13 protein-coding genes, 1 other RNA gene and 1 pseudogene are annotated in these 17503 nt (G+C 43.6%); 11 read left to right on the forward strand and 4 right to left on the reverse strand.

All coding sequences use genetic code 11. The annotated features are described in order from the left end of the window. The first annotated feature begins 11 nt into the window (after positions 1-11). Positions 12-917, forward strand: coding sequence for a TIGR01777 family oxidoreductase (locus A7P54_RS09950; RefSeq protein ID WP_171549458.1), 906 nt, complete (start codon positions 12-14; stop codon positions 915-917). Here the strand turns inward: A7P54_RS09950 and thiO are convergent. Next, positions 903-2024, reverse strand: a complete 1122-nt coding sequence (gene thiO, locus A7P54_RS09955) for a glycine oxidase ThiO (RefSeq protein WP_171549459.1) — start codon at positions 2022-2024, stop codon at positions 903-905. The two genes, A7P54_RS09950 and thiO, sit on opposite strands and share 15 nt — an antisense overlap. A 300-nt stretch (positions 2025-2324) precedes the next feature. After that, positions 2325-3338, reverse strand: a complete 1014-nt coding sequence (gene hemB / locus A7P54_RS09960) for a porphobilinogen synthase (RefSeq protein ID WP_004805213.1) — start codon at positions 3336-3338, stop codon at positions 2325-2327. 170 nt (positions 3339-3508) lie between these two features. Between hemB and A7P54_RS09965 the strand changes: the two genes are divergently transcribed. The 6 genes from A7P54_RS09965 (at position 3509) to A7P54_RS09990 (ending at position 9614) form a co-directional block, all read left to right on the forward strand. Further along, positions 3509-4006 carry a thioesterase family protein gene (locus tag A7P54_RS09965; RefSeq protein ID WP_167248043.1) on the forward strand — a complete coding sequence of 166 codons (498 nt, stop codon included), beginning with the start codon at positions 3509-3511 and terminating at the stop codon, positions 4004-4006. 127 nt (positions 4007-4133) lie between these two features. Continuing rightward, positions 4134-4931 carry a methyltransferase domain-containing protein gene (locus A7P54_RS09970; RefSeq protein ID WP_171549460.1) on the forward strand — a complete coding sequence of 266 codons (798 nt, stop codon included), beginning with the start codon at positions 4134-4136 and terminating at the stop codon, positions 4929-4931. A 200-nt stretch (positions 4932-5131) separates the two neighbouring features. Beyond that, complete coding sequence (gene antA, locus A7P54_RS09975; protein ID WP_171549461.1) at positions 5132-6547, forward strand: anthranilate 1,2-dioxygenase large subunit; 1416 nt, start codon at positions 5132-5134, stop codon at positions 6545-6547. A 3-nt stretch (positions 6548-6550) separates the two neighbouring features. Then, positions 6551-7042, forward strand: coding sequence for an anthranilate 1,2-dioxygenase small subunit (gene antB / locus A7P54_RS09980; protein ID WP_004805221.1), 492 nt, complete (start codon positions 6551-6553; stop codon positions 7040-7042). 6 nt (positions 7043-7048) lie between these two features. After that, the gene (antC, locus tag A7P54_RS09985; protein ID WP_171549684.1) at positions 7049-8098 is read left to right on the forward strand and encodes an anthranilate 1,2-dioxygenase electron transfer component AntC; all 1050 of its coding nucleotides are present in this window, start codon (positions 7049-7051) and stop codon (positions 8096-8098) included. 181 nt (positions 8099-8279) lie between these two features. After that, complete coding sequence (locus A7P54_RS09990; protein WP_171549462.1) at positions 8280-9614, forward strand: MFS transporter; 1335 nt, start codon at positions 8280-8282, stop codon at positions 9612-9614. Positions 9615-9664: 50 nt separating this feature from the next. Here A7P54_RS09990 and A7P54_RS09995 read toward each other — a convergent pair whose 3' ends face one another. Then, positions 9665-10651: an AraC family transcriptional regulator gene (locus A7P54_RS09995; protein WP_171549463.1), complete on the reverse strand. Its 987-nt coding sequence runs from the start codon at positions 10649-10651 to the stop codon at positions 9665-9667. Between the two features lie 473 nt (positions 10652-11124). Here A7P54_RS09995 and A7P54_RS10000 point away from each other — a divergent pair, with 473 nt between their 5' ends. The 4 genes from A7P54_RS10000 (at position 11125) to ssrA (ending at position 16625) form a co-directional block, all read left to right on the forward strand. Next, positions 11125-12273 carry an HlyD family efflux transporter periplasmic adaptor subunit gene (locus A7P54_RS10000; protein WP_171549464.1) on the forward strand — a complete coding sequence of 383 codons (1149 nt, stop codon included), beginning with the start codon at positions 11125-11127 and terminating at the stop codon, positions 12271-12273. A 6-nt stretch (positions 12274-12279) separates the two neighbouring features. Then, positions 12280-13806 carry a DHA2 family efflux MFS transporter permease subunit gene (locus A7P54_RS10005; protein WP_005205372.1) on the forward strand — a complete coding sequence of 509 codons (1527 nt, stop codon included), beginning with the start codon at positions 12280-12282 and terminating at the stop codon, positions 13804-13806. A gap of 307 nt (positions 13807-14113) precedes the next feature. After that, positions 14114-16108 (forward strand): gamma-glutamyltransferase, encoded by a 1995-nt coding sequence (gene ggt, locus A7P54_RS10010; protein ID WP_171549465.1) that lies wholly within the window; start codon positions 14114-14116, stop codon positions 16106-16108. A 158-nt stretch (positions 16109-16266) separates the two neighbouring features. Then, positions 16267-16625, forward strand: a transfer-messenger RNA (tmRNA) gene (gene ssrA, locus A7P54_RS10015). 108 nt (positions 16626-16733) lie between these two features. On the opposite strand, the pseudogene A7P54_RS18985 reads toward ssrA, so the two are convergent. Further along, a pseudogene (locus A7P54_RS18985) lies at positions 16734-16955 on the reverse strand (site-specific integrase); the annotation flags it as partial. Between the last annotated feature and the right edge of the window lie 548 nt (positions 16956-17503).

Here is a 17503-nt window from a genome sequence, read left to right on the forward strand (position 1 = left end):
ATGAGGGTGCAATGCAAAAACAGACGATTTTAATCACAGGCGCAAGTGGCTTTATTGGTTCTCATTTGTTGCCTTTTTTATTAGAACGACAATATCAAATTATTGCACTGACCCGACAGCCAAATCGAGTTTCTCAGCATTCAGCGCTACGTTGGGTGAATGCTCTTGATCAAGTTGAAACGCAACAAATTGATTATGTGATTAATCTGGCTGGTGAAAATATTGGTGCAAAACGTTGGACGGAACAACGTAAACAGCAATTAATACATAGCCGTGTTGCGGTGACAGAGCAACTGTATCAATGGCTGGAACAACGGCAAATTTTTCCGAAATGTATTATTTCTGGTTCTGCGATTGGTTATTACGGTATTGATCCACAAGAACAATGGAAGCTTGTTTGTGATGAAAATACCTCACCGCAAGCGATTTTTATGTCTGAGCTTTGCCAGAAGTGGGAGCAAATCGCATTAAAATTTAATCAACAAAATACCAAGATCATTCGTTTAGGTGTGGTTTTTGGACAGGGTGGGATTTTGCCACAAATGCTGTTACCGATTCGATTGAATGCGGTTTCAAAAATTGGTTCAGGACGACAACCTGTGGTTTGGATTCATATCCAAGATGTACTGAATGCCATGGTTTTTCTATTGAAATCTAATCATAGTCAAAAGGTGTATAACCTTGTCGCACCTGAACAAATCAATCAACAACAATTTGCTCAAACGGCTGCTCACATTTTAAAGCGTAAACCTTTTATGCGAATGCCTAAGTGCGTATTTACATCGATGCTTGGCGAGCAAGCACAGCTTATTTTAAATGGTCAATATGTGGTGCCCAAGGCCTTGCTGGAACAGAGCTTTCAATTTCAATATCCAGATTTGAATGGAGCTTTGACCGAAATTCTAGCAAGAAATTAAATTCTGTTGCTTTAAGCGCGAAGGTGAATAAGCATTCGGATCAACCAGCGTCTCTTGTCCTAAAATGAGTTGACGGAGCAAACGTGCTGAACCTGAGCCCATGCATAGACCATTGCGGAAATGTCCAAAATTGGCCCAAAGATTTTCCAGTTCAGGCATTGCGCCGATATAGGGAATGCCTTGTGGAGAACTTGGGCGTAAACCTGCCCAGCGTTTTACAATCGGAAATTGTGCTAATTCAGGCACCATATCTAAACAAGCACTGAGAATATCCTGTTGAGTGTGTTCATCCACCGCAGTACTAAAGCCCGTATCTGCCATGCTTGAACCACAGACGATATGACCATCTTGACGTGGAATCAGATACATCACCCGATTCATGCACATGGTCGGTAGCCAGTTTTCAGGCGTTTTAAATAACAGCATTTGCCCTTGTACGGGATGCACGGGGATATGGCATTGAATCTGTTGCTGCCATTTCTGGCTCCATGCCCCAGACGTAATCACGACATGATCTGCGCTAAATTTTCGACCATCTTCAGTTTCAATTCCGAGCACTTTCTTATTCTGAATAATTAATTTTTTAACAGGACATTGTTCAAAGAAGCGCACGGCAGGGTGCTGTTTTAAGTAGCAAATTAACGATTGTAATAAACGTGGATTACGGACATTGGACAGTTGTGGGAAATAAATAGCTTGTTGGAATTTCTGGGAAATATAGGGATTAATGTTTTCGAGTTTGGGGCGATTGAGCAGTTCGCATTGCTGCATCGGTTCTTGGTACCGAGAGGCATAATTTAAGCCGATCTCGAAATCTTCCTGATCAAAGATCAGCATGCCTGTATCGTGGATCTGAAAATCAATACCAGTGATGGGAAGTAGTTTTTCATTCCATGTTTGGTAGAGCGGTTTGCCGTATTGGGCTAGCTGATTGACTTCGGGCGCATAACGCCAAGGATACATGGGGGAAAGGATACCTCCACCCGCCCATGAGGCTGCTTGACCTGCAAGTTGTTGGTCAAAAATATCGACAGAGCAGCCTTGTTCAGCAAGTTCCAATGCTGACATTAAGCCACTAATACCTGCACCAATGATGGCAATATGCATGTTAAACCAGTTTTATTTGCTTAATTGGGGTGAACGCCCAAATTTGATCTAAATTACTCAGAATAAATACACGGCGGAGTCTTGCCGAGTTCTCAATCTATTTTAGGATTGGCTTTCAGCTGGACTTACTTTGGTTTTGCCCAAAGTAAGCAAAGGCATTGTCATCTGCAAAACCTGTTCAATTTTTTCAGCTTTATGCATTCAGCTATAAGTCCAATATCTTATATCTTTTTAGCACTGCGCAGGTTGCAGATGACGTTTCCGCGTATCAAATTTTAGAACATTCTAAATAAAAGGAAATTATTTCATCTCTTTTAATTTACGGGCTGCATCTTCGGCAAAATAGGTCCAGATCCCATCTGCACCTGCACGACGGCAGCACATCAACGATTCTAGAATCACGCTGTCAGAGAGCCAACCGTTTTGAATCGCACCCGCAAGCATGGCGTATTCACCACTGACTTGATAGATAAAGGTCGGCACCCCAAAAGTATCTTTAACTTCACGAACTACATCTAGATAAGGCATACCCGGTTTGACAATCACCATATCCGCACCTTCTTGCAGATCCAGTGCGATTTCATGCAAGGCTTCGGCACGGTTACCTACGTCCATTTGGTAATTGTATTTATTGCCACCTTTCAGGTTACTGGCAGAACCAACCGCATCACGGAAAGGACCGTAGAAGCTTGAGGCATATTTTGCTGAATAGGCCATGATGTTGGTGTAGATAAAATCATTTTGCTCAAGGGCTTGACGAATCGCACCGATACGACCATCCATCATGTCACTTGGGGCAATTACATCGGCACCAGCCGCAGCATGACTGAGTGCTTGTTTCACTAAGCATTCAACGGTTTCATCATTGAGTACATAACCCGTGTCATCAATAATACCGTCTTGACCATGCGTGGTATAAGGATCAAGCGCACCATCGGTAATCAGGACCATTTCTGGCAATTCTTTTTTGAGTAGACGGCAGGTCGCCTGAACCAAGCCATTGTCATCCCAAGCAGCTTCCGCTGTTAAGCTTTTATCTTGTTGTGGTGTGACAGGGAATAAGGCAAGTTTTGAAACCCCGAGTTCAAGCAAGGTTTCTGCTTTTTTTAGTAATAAATCAGCCGACAAGCGTTGCACATTGGGCATGCTTGGAATGTCTTGGGTTTGTTGTTGTCCTGGTAATACAAACACTGGATAAATCAAGTGATTCGCAGTTAAATGCGTTTCGCTGACCATGGCACGAAGTTGGTCATTTTTACGGATACGGCGCATGCGAGTCGCAGGAAAAGCTGGACGATTGAACGTATAAGTCATAACAATCTCGATGTTCAGTATTACACTATAGGAATAATTGAGGTATTAAGTCAGGCTAGGGAGAGCTTAGCGCTGTTACCCAATTACAGAACCCCGCTATTGTAGCCCCATATTTTTAGATTTGTGCAAAATAATGGAAAGTTATTCTTTCCATTGAGTGTAGGCCGCGTATGAATGATGTAAAGAGAAACTGGACTGGGAATATTCAGCTAGGTGCTAAGGCAGACCACCAAGTGGTTTTAAAACAGCTGTGTAAGGCATTCAATGCCTGTCCATTTTTTAAATACAGTGGCATGGTCATGCGAGTGGTTGATGATCAGATTGAAGCGTATTTTGAGATGCAGCCAGAACTGGTGGGGAACGTTGCATTTCAGATTTTACATGGGGGTGTCGCAGCCACGATTCTGGACAGTATTGGTGGGGTGGTTGCGATGGAGCAGCTTTATCGCCGTGCCACACCAGAAGATTTACCCGATACCATCAAAAAAGTTTCCCGTTTAGCGACGGTGGATATGCGGGTGGATTATCTGGCACCGGGACGTGGCAAACATTTTATTGCCCGCGCGGAAACCTTACGCTTAGGTCGTAAAGGTTGCACCATGCGTATGACCATGGTTAATGATGAAGATAAAGCGATTGCAACCGCGATTGCTTCGTATGCCTATTAATTTAGCTTGCACAAGCTCAGCTGTCTTTTAGGCAGTAGCTTCTGTCCTGAACTCCGCTTCCTTTTTTTGCATTGATATCGTATTTCTATCTTGAACGATTTAAGCGTCAGAAAAGGGAGCTTCATTTGTGGCAAAGCCAATCCATCATTTCGATTTTCTCAGCCATAATCGTGTAGCTTGGGATCAGCAGGCGAGAGAACAGCAAGCTTGGTCACGTCCCGTCAGTCATGAACTGATTCGCGCAGCACGTCATGGTGATTGGGAGCTACATATCACGCCAAGACCATTATCCAAAGCATGGCTCGGCGATATTGTCGGAAAAAACATCCTGTGCTTAGCCTCTGCTGGTGGTCAACAAGCACCTGTGTTGGCGGCTGCGGGCGCGAATGTCACGGTCTTTGATCTTTCTGATCAACAATTACAGCAAGACCGAATGGTTGCGGAACGCGAAGGGCTTCAGCTCAAGACCGTGCAGGGAGATATGTGTGATTTGCAGGCATTTCAGGATGCTGAATTTGATCTGATCATCCAGCCGATTTCAAACCTGTATGTTGCCGATGTTGAAGCGGTATGGCGGGAATGCTATCGGGTACTCAAACCGCAAGGGGTTTTAATCGCCAGTTTTTATAATCCTGTGGTTTTTATAGCAGATCGTAATCCTGAATATGCCAAACAGGGGCTGATTCACCCGATTTATAGATTACCTTATTCCGATCTTCAAGATCTGAGTACAGAGGCGCTCAATGCCAAGCTGCAAGCGGGTGAGGCTGTAGTGTTTGGACATAGCCTAACGGATTTAATTCAGGGGCAACTGGCCGCAGGTTTTCTTATTAAAAGCTTTTATGAAGATGATCAACCACAACCACGCTTTTTGGTGGATCAATTTATGCCAACCTTTTTGGCAACACGGGCGATTAAAAATTAACAGCCTATTTTGTTAAAACATCATTCGATAAGTCAAGTTGGGGCGCGAATACTTCCACCTCAATTGGCTTCATCATCTTGCAATAGAGCAATCCCCAAATAATTCCCAAACTGGATAGAGATCTGGAAAAAGTGGATAGAGTCCAGCCATAAATCAGGCTTCAATCATGAAAAGGTTTTTATGGATTGGAGGAGATAAAAATGGCTCCACGTAATGTTGCAGAATGGCAAGATTTCATCACAGGATGTTTGGATTTTCGCCCGAAAGAGGGTGTATTTCGTATTGCACGCGAGATGTTCACTGAGGCTGAACTTTTCGATTTGGAAATGGAATTGATCTTTGAAAAAGTCTGGATCTACGCCTGTCACGAAAGTGAAATTCCCAACAATCATGATTTTTTAACTGTTCAAATTGGACGCCAACCGCTGATTATTAGCCGTGATGGTCAAGGCCAACTGCATGCCATGGTTAATGCCTGTGAGCATCGCGGTGCAACCTTAACCCGCGTGGCCAAAGGCAATCAATCCACCTTTACCTGTCCTTTCCATGCGTGGTGTTATAAGTCGGATGGCCGTTTGGTCAAGGTCAAAGCGCCTGCTGAATATTGTGAAGATTTTGATAAGTCGAGTCGTGGACTAAAACAGGGACGCATTGCCAGTTATCGTGGCTTTGTCTTTGTCAGTCTGGACACACAAGCCACAGATACCCTTGAAGACTTTTTGGGGGATGCCAAAGTATTCCTCGATTTAATGGTGGAACAGTCGCCAACAGGTGAGTTGGAAGTCTTGCAAGGCAAATCTGCTTATACCTTTGCAGGAAACTGGAAACTGCAAAATGAAAATGGTCTGGATGGCTATCACGTCAGTACTGTGCACTATAACTATGTCTCAACTGTACAACATCGCCAACAGGTCAATGCCGCCAAAGGCGATGATCTGGATACCTTGGATTACAGCAAATTAGGTGCAGGCGATAACCAAACCGATGATGGCTGGTTCAGTTTTAAAAATGGTCACAGTGTTCTATTCAGTGACATGCCAAATCCAGCGGTGCGTCCTGGCTATGACACGGTGATGCCATATCTGGTGGAAAAATATGGTGCTAAGCGTGCTGAATGGGCGATGCATCGGCTCAGAAACCTAAACCTATATCCAAGCTTATTCTTTATGGATCAGATCAGTTCTCAATTGCGGATTGTGCGTCCAGTGGCGTGGAATAAAACCGAAGTGATTAGCCAATGTCTGGCGGTAAAAGGTGAGTCGACTGAGGCACGTCGTAACCGCATTCGCCAGTTTGAAGACTTTTTCAATGTCTCTGGCTTAGGTACGCCCGATGATCTGGTGGAATTCCGTGAACAGCAAAAAGGCTTCCAAGCGCGTTTGGAGCGCTGGAGTGATATTTCTCGTGGACAGCATAAATGGTGTTATGAGCTGACGCAGAATGCACAGGATCTCGGGATTCAGCCCGTAATCACGGGCCGTGAACTGACGCATGAGGGCTTGTATGTCAATCAGCACGGTCAATGGCAGCGTCTAATGCTGGATGGCTTAAATCGCAAGGCCTTAAAAATGCAGGATATTACCTACCAGTTAGATACTGTGACAGAGGAGGCCTAAGCCATGACTGCTGAATTACATTTTGCTGTTTCACAATTTTTATATCAAAAGTCTGAACTGTGTGATCGCTATGATTGGGATGCCTATCTGGAATTGTATGATGAAGATAGTGAATATCACATTCCACAATGGATTGATGACCACAGATATGTCGAAGATCCGAATCAGGGCTTGTCTTATATCTATTATGCTGATCGCTCAGGACTTGAGGATCGCGTATTTCGTATTCGTACAGGCAAAGCGGCATCGGCGACACCCTTACCACGCACGCAGCACAGTATTCAAAATGTACAGGTGAAAACCCTGCCAGAGGGTTTGATTGAAGCCAAAGTCGGATGGAGCACTTTATATAACCGTCAAGGTCTGGAAGGTTGTTTCTATGGACATGCCACTTATCTGTTAAGACCCACAGCGGAAGGATTCCGTATTCGCCGTCAGCACACGATTTTGCTGAATGACAAAATTGATTCGGTCTTAGATTTTTATCATGTTTAAGGGAGCATCATGATGGGACATTCAGTTGCGCTTAATTTTGCCGATGGAAAAACCTTTTTTATTTCAGTCCAAGAGGATGAGTTACTGCTCAATGCCGCCATTCGTCAGGGTATCAATTTACCCTTGGATTGTCGTGAGGGCGTGTGCGGGACCTGTCAGGGCCAATGCGAAACTGGCAGCTATGAACAGGAATATGTCGATGAAGATGCCTTGAGCGAGCGTGATTTGGCTGAGCGTAAAATGCTGGCCTGCCAAACACGAGTCAAATCCAATGCTGCCTTTTATTTTGATCATAGCTCCGAGATGTGCCATGCAGGTGAAACCTTAAAAATTGCCAGCAAAGTGACTAAGCTTGAACTGGTGTCCGAGACCACCGCCATCCTGCATGTTGATGCCAGTGCTCATGCCAAGCAACTTGAGTTTCTACCGGGTCAATATGCGCGTTTGCAGATTCCAGAGACAGAGGATTGGCGTTCTTATTCCTTTGCCAATCGGCCTAATCCTGACAATCAACTGCAATTTTTAATTCGTTTATTGCCTGATGGGGTGATGAGTAATTATTTACGTGAACGCTGCCAACTCGGTCAGACCATCATGATGGAAGCACCTTTGGGCAGTTTCTATTTGCGTGAAGTGCAACGACCACTGGTGTTTATTGCAGGTGGCACAGGTCTATCCGCCTTTTTAGGCATGCTAGACAATATTGCCGAGCAAGCCGATGCACCTGCGATTCAGTTGTATTACGGGGTCAATCAGGCAACCGATTTATGTGAGCAAGCGCGTTTACAGGCCTATGCAGAACGGATGCCTAATTTTAACTATCAACCCATCGTCACCCAAGCTTCGGAAACTTGGACAGGCAAAACAGGTTATATCCATCAGCACCTGAATCGGGAGCAACTGGCGGAACAAGCCTTTGATATGTATTTATGCGGGCCACCGCCGATGATCGAAGCGGTCAAAAGTTGGCTGGATGAGCAAGCATTAAGTAATTACCGTCTCTATAGCGAGAAGTTTTTACAGAGTAACAGTGCACGTATTGCACTCGATGCTTAATAGAGAAAGGGATGGAACATCGTGATGAACATCCCTTTTTTATTCATCAAAAATATCATCCTCAACATTAAAAATATCGGATGTATGCAATCAGACGACTCTGAAGGAGAGATTGACTGCACATATTTAATTGATCCAACCAACAGACGTTTTAACAGAATTTGCTTTTAAGGGAATAAAGATGAAGACAGTTGATGTTAATACAGTAATCAATCGTGACAGTTTATCGCCGCTGCAATGGCTGGTATTTACACTGGGTTTCTTGGTGTTTTTTTGTGATGGTTTAGATACCGGGATTATTGGTTTTATTGCGCCTGCCTTATTGGATGATTGGGGTATCAGTAAACCTGAATTGGCACCCGTGCTCAGTGCTGCACTGGTCGGGATGTCGATCGGTGCAATTATTTCAGGGCCATTGGCAGATCGGTTTGGGCGCAAAGGGGTGATTGTGTTCACTACCTTATTATTTTCTGTATTTACCATCTTGTGTGGTTTTGCTTCTTCCACGCAGGACTTGATGATTTACCGTTTTATTACCGGTGTGGGCTTGGGTGCGGCGATGCCAAACATCAGTACCATTGTTTCTGAATATATGCCCGCGAAACGCAAAGCCTTTCTGACTGGTTTGGCGGGTTGTGGATTTATGTTGGGGATTTCCTGTGGTGGTTTGTTGTCTGCCTATTTGTTGGAAAATCTCGGGTGGGCCAAAGTGGTGATTTTGGGTGGTATTATTCCCTTGTTCCTCGTGGTGGCTTTATTACTGAAACTACCTGAATCAGTCCCGTATCTGATCAAACGAGAGCAGCAGGCCAAAGCGCAACAGATTCTGGCAAAGATTCAAGGCCATGCATTTACCGACACCGTTAAAATCGAGTTGCCACACCTTGATGTAGATCGCAGTGAAAGCCCCGTGAAAACAGTTTTGGGCAAATATTTGTGGGGTTCTGTGATGTTATGGCTGTGCTGTTTTATGAGCCTGTTAGTGTTCTATTTGCTAACCAGCTGGATGCCAACTATTTTAAAAACCGCAGGCTTTAGCACACAACAGTTTAGTTTAATTGCCGCGATTTTCCCTTTTGGTGGGGTGATTGGTGCCATCATCATGGGTTGGTATATGGATAAACTGAATCCAACTCAGGTGATTAAATATGCCTACCTGACTGCATTTATCATGTTTATTGTTGCGGGCTTCGTTAGTTCCAGCATCCTATTGCTTGGCATCAGTATTTTCCTGATTGGGGCATTGCTGACAGGGGCACAATCGTCACTGCTACCTTTGGCGGCATTGTTTTATCCATCGCAATGTCGTGCGGTTGGGGTGTCGTGGATGCATGGCATTGGTCGCGTTGGTGCCATCTTTGGGGCATTCTTTGGTTCTTATATCTTTACTTACGAGATCAGCCTTGGCGGAATTTTCTATTTGCTGGCCTTGCCGACCTTTATCGCTTTCATTGCCTTGAGCTTAAAAGCCATGCGTCAGAACAACAAAGCCAATCCAGTGTTAAGTACCAATTAATGGATAAAAAAGCCCAGTACGTTGACTGGGCTTTTTTTATTTAAGAATGTTCACTCATGTTTATTTCGGGTTTCGCTCGGTTTTTCTCCAAATTCATCTTTATATTCCTGCGCGAAGCGGCTGAGATGATTAAAACCCCAGTCATAAGCCAGTTTAGAGATGGAAATTTTTTGATGCTTGGCGGTATTACTCAATATTTTATAGATTTGCTGTAGGCGATATTTACGTAGGTAGGCCATTGGACTCAGGCCATAATGCTGCTGAAACTCGGCATAGAGTTTGGATTTAGACACACCTGCCAAGATGTGAAGGCTTTCGGCATTGAGGGCTTCATGAGCATGCTGAATGATAAAGTTTTTTACTTTGCATAGATAGGCTGGCTCAGCTCGGTTGCAGCGGTCATGCAATGCCGCAGAATAATTATTTTCCTGAGACAGCAGCAGGGCTTTAATCACAAAATTTTCATAGTCTTCGGAAAACATGGGTAGGCCTGAAAAGTCGGCATAATGCGATTTAAGCTGCAAGAAATTTTCAATATTGTGCCACCATGCTTGCATCAAGCCAGTCATCGACAGTGAAATTTCAGGGTTAAAGACGATGGCTTCTTCAATCGGTTGATTCAGCAGTTCGGACAGGACCAGTTGCAGGCTGTTTTCGGGAATCACCACCTGAAATTTTTGACAGTCCTGATTGATGACCAAATCCTGTAAGTCCTGATTGGAGACAATCAAACCGGTTTGAGCATCGGATTGGTATTTTGCGCCACGGATACTCAGCGTTTGTTTGCCATGAAAGGGCAGGCTGATGCTATAGGCTTTCAGATTGGCAATATTGATGGCGACATTGGCTCCATAACTAATGGTTCCGATCGCCATTTTTTTATGCGGTAAACGAATCCCGTCATAATGAAAATCGAGGGTTTCTCGACATAGGGTATCCAAGCGGTGTTCACCACAGATCATTGACATCAGATCTTGAGCAAAGTCGGCCTGATGCGAATGATGGATAAGATCCATATTTTGGCTGAGTGATGTCATCGTCCTTTCACCTAGCTAAGTGTTTGTTGTTTTAGCAGCAAGAAAAATGCCATTCTGATCCATAAATGACTGAGTTTTTCTCGTGTGGAAGAATGGGTTGCTGTGCAAAAACCATTATTCCACCTAAGTTCATTAGAACAAATTCAGCCAAATACACAAGCCTATTCCACATATATCTTCATGCTTTATAGGTATGTTAAGCATTGTTGTATCAGAGAGGATTACGGAAATCTCTCGCTTAGAACCCAAACTTTAAGTTTCTTATCATCATTAAAATATCAATTTATAAGAATTGAACGCATCAGTTATTTTTTTTAATCTCGCCATATGATTTTTTATCGTTAAAATGCGAAATGGTTTTTGTTCTTATTTTTCATTTTTGGTTTTTTAACATTCAGTTAAGTTTTCAAAATTAAACTGATCGGCTGATTAAACCAAAAGTTAAAAATCTCTTTAATTTTCAGGAATAACTTATGACTGACGCTCAAGCCAACCAGCAGGATGCTGCTTCAGATTCGGCATCAGATGATGCAATGAAAGCAAAACGTAAAAAATTCCTTGGATTTTTCGCACTCATTCTCATTCTCGCTGCAATTCTGTATGGTATTTGGGCGTTATTCTTTAATCATTCGGTCAATACCGATAATGCTTATGTCGGTGCAGAAACTGCACAAATTACCTCAATGGTCAGTGGGCAAGTGGCTGAAGTCTTGGTCAAAGAGACTCAACAGGTCAAACAAGGCGATGTATTGGTACGTATTGATGAACGTGATGCCAAGATTCAATTGGCACAGGCGCAAGCAGAACTGGCTAAAGCGCAACGCCAATATAAACAAAGCCAAGCCAATAGCAGTTCTTTAAATTCTCAGGTTGTGGTTCGTAATGATGAAATCACCAGTGCACAGGCACAAGTGACCAAAGCACAAGCCGATTATGATCGTGCTGCATTGGAATTGAATCGTCGTAATGAACTGGCTGCATCGGGTGCAATTTCTAAAGAGGAATTAAGCAAGGCGCAAAGTGCAGTTTCAACAGCAAAAGCCAGTCAGGATTTGGCACAAGCAGGTTTGGCGCAAGCAACATCAAGCCGTAAAGCGGCGGAAAGCACCTATGCTGCCAATGAAGCCTTAATTCAAGGCGTCAATGAAGCATCTACTCCTGATGTTTTAGTTGCAAAAGCGCATGTGGAACAAGCGGCACTGGATTTAGAACGTACGGTGATTCGTGCGCCTGTTGATGGTGTCATCGCACGCCGTAATATTCAGATTGGACAACGGGTTGCGCCTGGAACCGTAATGATGTCGGTGGTGCCTGTTTCTGCACTGTATGTCGATGCCAACTACAAAGAAAGCCAATTGGCGAAAGTCAAAGCAGGGCAGAAAGTGACTTTACGCTCTGACTTATATGGTGATGACGTGGTTTATCACGGCGTGGTACAAGGTTTCTCAGGCGGTACAGGTGCAGCATTTGCCTTGATCCCTGCGCAAAATGCCACAGGAAACTGGATTAAAGTGGTACAGCGTTTACCTGTGCGTATCAGCCTTGATCCGAAAGAACTTGCAGAACATCCATTGCGTGTAGGGTTGTCGATGCAAGCGGATATTGATCTCGCATCGAAGTAACTAGCCATGAAAACGCAAAATCCATTTGCAGAACTGAGTGGCGGGCGCTTACTACTTGCCGCGTTTGTGATCGCCCTTTCAAATTTTATGGTGGTATTGGATACCACCATTGCCAACGTGTCCGTGCCGCATATCACGGGGAACCTTGCAGTTTCTAGTTCTCAAGGGACATGGGTCATTACCTCTTATGCTGTTGCGGAAGCGATTTGTGTACCTTTAACAGGGTGGCTTGCAGGACGCTTTGGTACGGTTCGCGTGTTTGTCTTTGGTCTGATTGGCTTTACCATCTTTTCATTCCTATGTGGTTTGGCAACATCTTTAGAAATGCTGGTATTTTTCCGTATCGGACAAGGTCTCTGTGGTGGACCATTGATGCCACTGAGCCAAACGCTATTGATGCGGATTTTCCCACCTGAAAAACATGCGCAGGCAATGGGATTGTGGGCAATGACCACGGTGATTGGACCGATTCTTGGCCCGATCCTTGGCGGACTCATCAGTGACAATCTGTCTTGGCACTGGATTTTCTTTATCAATATTCCTGTAGGTATTTTCTGTGTTTTAGCAGCAATACGTTTGTTGTCGGTGGCTGAAACCAAAACTGAAAAACTGCGGATCGATGCGATTGGTCTAGGCCTGTTGGTGCTCTGGATTGGCGCACTGCAATTGATGCTTGATCTGGGACACGAACGCGACTGGTTTAATAGTAGCAGTATTATCATGCTGGCCTTGATTGCCGTAGTTGGTTTTATCGTGTTTATGATTTGGGAATTGACCGAAAAGCATCCTGTAGTCAATTTGTATGTGTTTCGACATCGGGGCTTCGCCGTGTCTGTACTGGCGCTGGCCTTTGGCTTTGGTTCCTTTTTTGGCAGTATTGTACTGATTCCGCAGTGGTTGCAAATCAATTTAGGTTATACCGCCACATGGGCAGGCTATCTCACCGCCACCATGGGCTTTGGTAGTCTGACCATGTCGCCCATTGTAGCGAAGCTATCGACTAAATATGACCCACGCGCCTTGGCCAGTTTTGGTTTGGCTCTGCTCGGTGTCGTGACCTTAATGCGTGCCTTCTGGGTGACTGATGCGGACTTTATGGCTTTGGCTTGGCCACAAATCTTGCAAGGCTTTGCTGTACCATTCTTCTTTATTCCATTGTCAAATATTGCAATGGGCTCGGTTTTACCACAGGAAATGGCATCGGCAGCAGGTTTGATGAACTTCTTGAGAACCATGGCAGGGGCGATTGGTGCTTCAATTGCAGTCACCATTTGGGATGATCATGCCAAAGTGGCACGTAGTGAAATGGTGAATAACTTACATCCGCAAGAAGTGCAAAATACCTTATTGCAGAATGGATTCTCCTCTGATGCGACACTCGCCACGATTGCCAATCTCGTCGATAAAGAGGCGATTACTATGTCTGCCAATCATGTATTTATGCTGTTGGCGATCGTGTTTGTGTTTGCCAGTGCTTTGATCTGGATGAGTCCAAAGCCAAAAGGCAATACAGGTGGTATGCCGACTCACTAAAGAATCTGAACTAAAAGCACCTCTAAGTAGGTGCTTTTTTTATGTATAAAAATAGTGTTTTGGCTTGGAATTGATAGATTTTGCCTATTTTTATACAGACAAAGCGTGGCAGAATCCAGTTCAAAGCGATAAAGGTTGCATTGTAATCACAAGGAGGAACATTACTGGGCATAGGAGATAAAGCCTATAATCATTGAATATTATTAAAAGTTTATTTTTATCAAATATTAAAACCTTCACACCTGAAAATAAAGAAACTAGCATGACATTTGCATGGATAGGCAGGTATATATAATGGAGTTATCACGTGAATCATAGATATTCATTTCTTTTCAGCAGCTTATTGGCTGTTGGTGTATTACAGGGATGTGGAAATGACGCCTCATCAGATCAATCAGGCAAAGATTCAAATACAGGACAACCTTCAAAACCCAATCTGATTATTGATCAAGACCCTAGCAGTTGTAGCAAACTGGCACAGGATGGCTCGAGTGTCGTGGTGGGTTCCAATCAGAATGGTGATCCAGCAGCACCTGAAGGTGCGTCGGGTTATCGATTAAACAATACAGTCAAATATGCCGATAAATATATGGTGGTGGCGAATACGCCGTTGGCAGTAAAGGCAGGCTGTGAAATTTTAAGGGCGGGCGGAAGTGCCGTCGATGCCGCAGTTGCTGTTCAAGCAGTATTGGGTTTAGTAGAACCACAATCCAGTACCATCGCGGGTAGCGGTTTTATGATGTATTACGATGCGAAAAGCAAAACCGTCACCGCATATGATGGGCGAGAAACCGCGCCAGCGGCGGCCAATGAATACTACCTGGTCCGACAAGATATATATGATCCTGCATCTCCCGCACCTGTGCCAAGTACCCGCCGTAGTGGGCGTTCGATTGGGGTACCTGGGGTAATGCGTTTACTGGAACAGGCGCAACAGGAACATGGCAAACTGAAATGGGATCAGTTGTTTAATCAAGCCATTGATTTGGCCGATCATGGCTTTCGAATTCCTGGACGTCTAGCCGATGCGATTGCAAGTAATGCAGGTCATTTGGCCCTTGATGCTAATGCAGTCGCAACCTATTTCTATCCAGATGGCACACCGCGTAAAGTCGGTGAGACCATGACCAATAAAGCGTATGCTAAAACCCTTGAAGCACTCGCAACTCAAGGCGCAAAAGCCATGTACAGTGGGCCGATAGCACAGAATATTGTGGCGAAGGCGGGTCAAACGGTCGGGGATGATGCAGCTCGTACACCAATTACCCCAAGCTTAATGACTTTACAGGACTTATCTAATTATCAAGTTAAAAAACGAACCCCAATCTGTAGCACTTACCGTGATCGTTACTATGTCTGTACCATGCCACCGCCATCATCAGGTGGAATTGCAGTTGCACAAACGCTGGGCATTTTAGAAAACTTTGAGATGAGTAAATATCCACCCCAAAATCCAGAAAATGAGGGGGGGATCCCGGGTGTTATGGGCGTGCATTTGGTTTCGGAAACAGAACGCTTGGCTTATGCAGACCGTGATAAATATGTTGCAGACACAGATTTTGTGCCTTTACCTGCGAAAGGTATTGCCAGCCTGATTGATAAAAATTATTTAAGACAACGTGCTGCACTGATTAATCCGAACCAAAGTATGGGTGTCGCGCAGGCAGGTCAATTCGACTCAAATGCAGGTATTGATAGCACAGTAGAGCATGGCACCACTCAGTTCACCATTGTTGATGCGTATGGCAATGTGGTTTCCATGACATCGACAGTTGAATCGAGCATGGGGTCATTCCATATGGTGGATGGCTTCTTGTTATCAAATCAATTAACTGATTTTAGTGCTAACCCTGTCGATCAAACAGGCGCATTGTTGGCGAATCGAGTCGAAGGTGGCAAACGCCCACGCAGTACCATGGCGCCCACTTTAGTGTTTAAAGGAACCACAGCAGATGAGTTTTATATGGCAACGGGTTCACCGGGTGGTGGGACCATTATCCAATATGTGGTCAAAACCTTGGTTGGTGCATTGGACTGGAACCTGAATGCACAGCAGGCGACTTCATTGGTGAACTTCGGTGCGACCAATAGCCCAAACACCAATATTGATAGCTCAAATGACCAGTTATCCTTGCTTGAACTGATTGAAGGTTTAAAGGCAAAAGGCCATGGTATTTCCAATACAGCACAAACCAGTGGTATTGCGACGATTATGAGAGTCAAAATTGATAATCAAAGTAAATACGCGGGTGGGGTCGATCCTCGCCGTGAAGGCATTGTGCTAGGTAATGGGGCTTTATAAGCCAAAATTAAGAAGCTGCCCTTGTGGCAGCTTTCTAAAACCAGCCCTTGAAAAAGTAAGTTCCGCAACAATATAGGGTTATAAGCGCATATTTTGCTCGATGCTTAGAAATTAAGATTTAAATTCTAGTCATCTATGCTATGATTGCGCTGTACTTTGGGGATGTTCCTGGCTTCGACGCTGGTGATGAAACTCATAGATGCATGCCGAGAGCGCATTTCCTCTCGTAAATCAAATTTGCATTTTTTAGTCGCAAACGACGAATCATACGCTCTAGCTGCCTAAGGGCAGCTTGTCCGCCTCTCTGAATACTTGTGGTTAGAGAGTCCGACTGAAGCGCACGCACACAAGTCCGTATAAAGCCAAGCCTCGGGGCTTTGTACTAAACTTAGAGGATCGCGATTTGTACCCTGTTCGTCGGGTCACAAAGAGTTAAAATAGTAGACGATATCTAAGCATGTAGTATTCTCGGGCGTAGTGCTGGCGGACGCGGGTTCGACTCCCGCCATCTCCACCAAAATTCGTTATATAAATCAGCCACTTTTTAAGTGGCTTTTTTATTGGACAGGCTTTTGACAGCTTCAGTCTGTTTATAATTTTCCTATTTTATTTTATCGACATGCATCTATTTTACATAGTATTTCATCATTATTTGCAAACTATGGCCCATCTGATTTGATACAAACACGGGATTCAGGCCATCCATCAACATCATCGTCGCATAAGTATGTCGAGCATTGTAAGCTGGGTGATGACGAATGCCACAAGCTTTCATTGCTGCAATTATTCTGTTACGTGGCGGTTTCACATTAAAAAATAGTTCGCCAGTCTCAGGCCAGATCATTACTAAACTCTAATTTTTACAAAGCTTAATGAGATCTGTCTTTTATTTAGCTTAAACAATGGTTTGATTTTTAAGTGTATTTTTCCATGACTACATACACGATTTTATTCATCTGAAACATGTCGATAAAAAATTAAAATTAGTTTCTTTAAATGCTATTAGTGCATCACAAGCTAGCTATGTTAAGTAGGATTCCCTAGTTAGACTTGGTCTAAAATAAGAAATATCGTTTTTGTTATTAGGAGAGATAAGTTGAATTTACGAAAATTCAAAAACTAAATTGAAATTTTGGATTAAATAAAAATCTATATAGATTTTGAAAAGTAATTAAGCGAATACATTTAAAAAGTTAATCCTATTAAAGAATATTTTTGTAAAGTTAAGCTTATCTAAATAAAACAAATATCTTTTAATTCAATAAATTAATAATCGGAATTATGAATAATAAATAGAAAAAATAAATTGCTACCACACTCAACAAGCACTAATATCGAAGAAATTTTATCTATTTAACAAAAACACACAAATTAACAACAATTCGGGGTAATGTC

It is taken from the genome of Acinetobacter sp. Ac_3412 (genome assembly GCF_013072675.1).
GTDB lineage: Bacteria > Pseudomonadota > Gammaproteobacteria > Pseudomonadales > Moraxellaceae > Acinetobacter > Acinetobacter higginsii.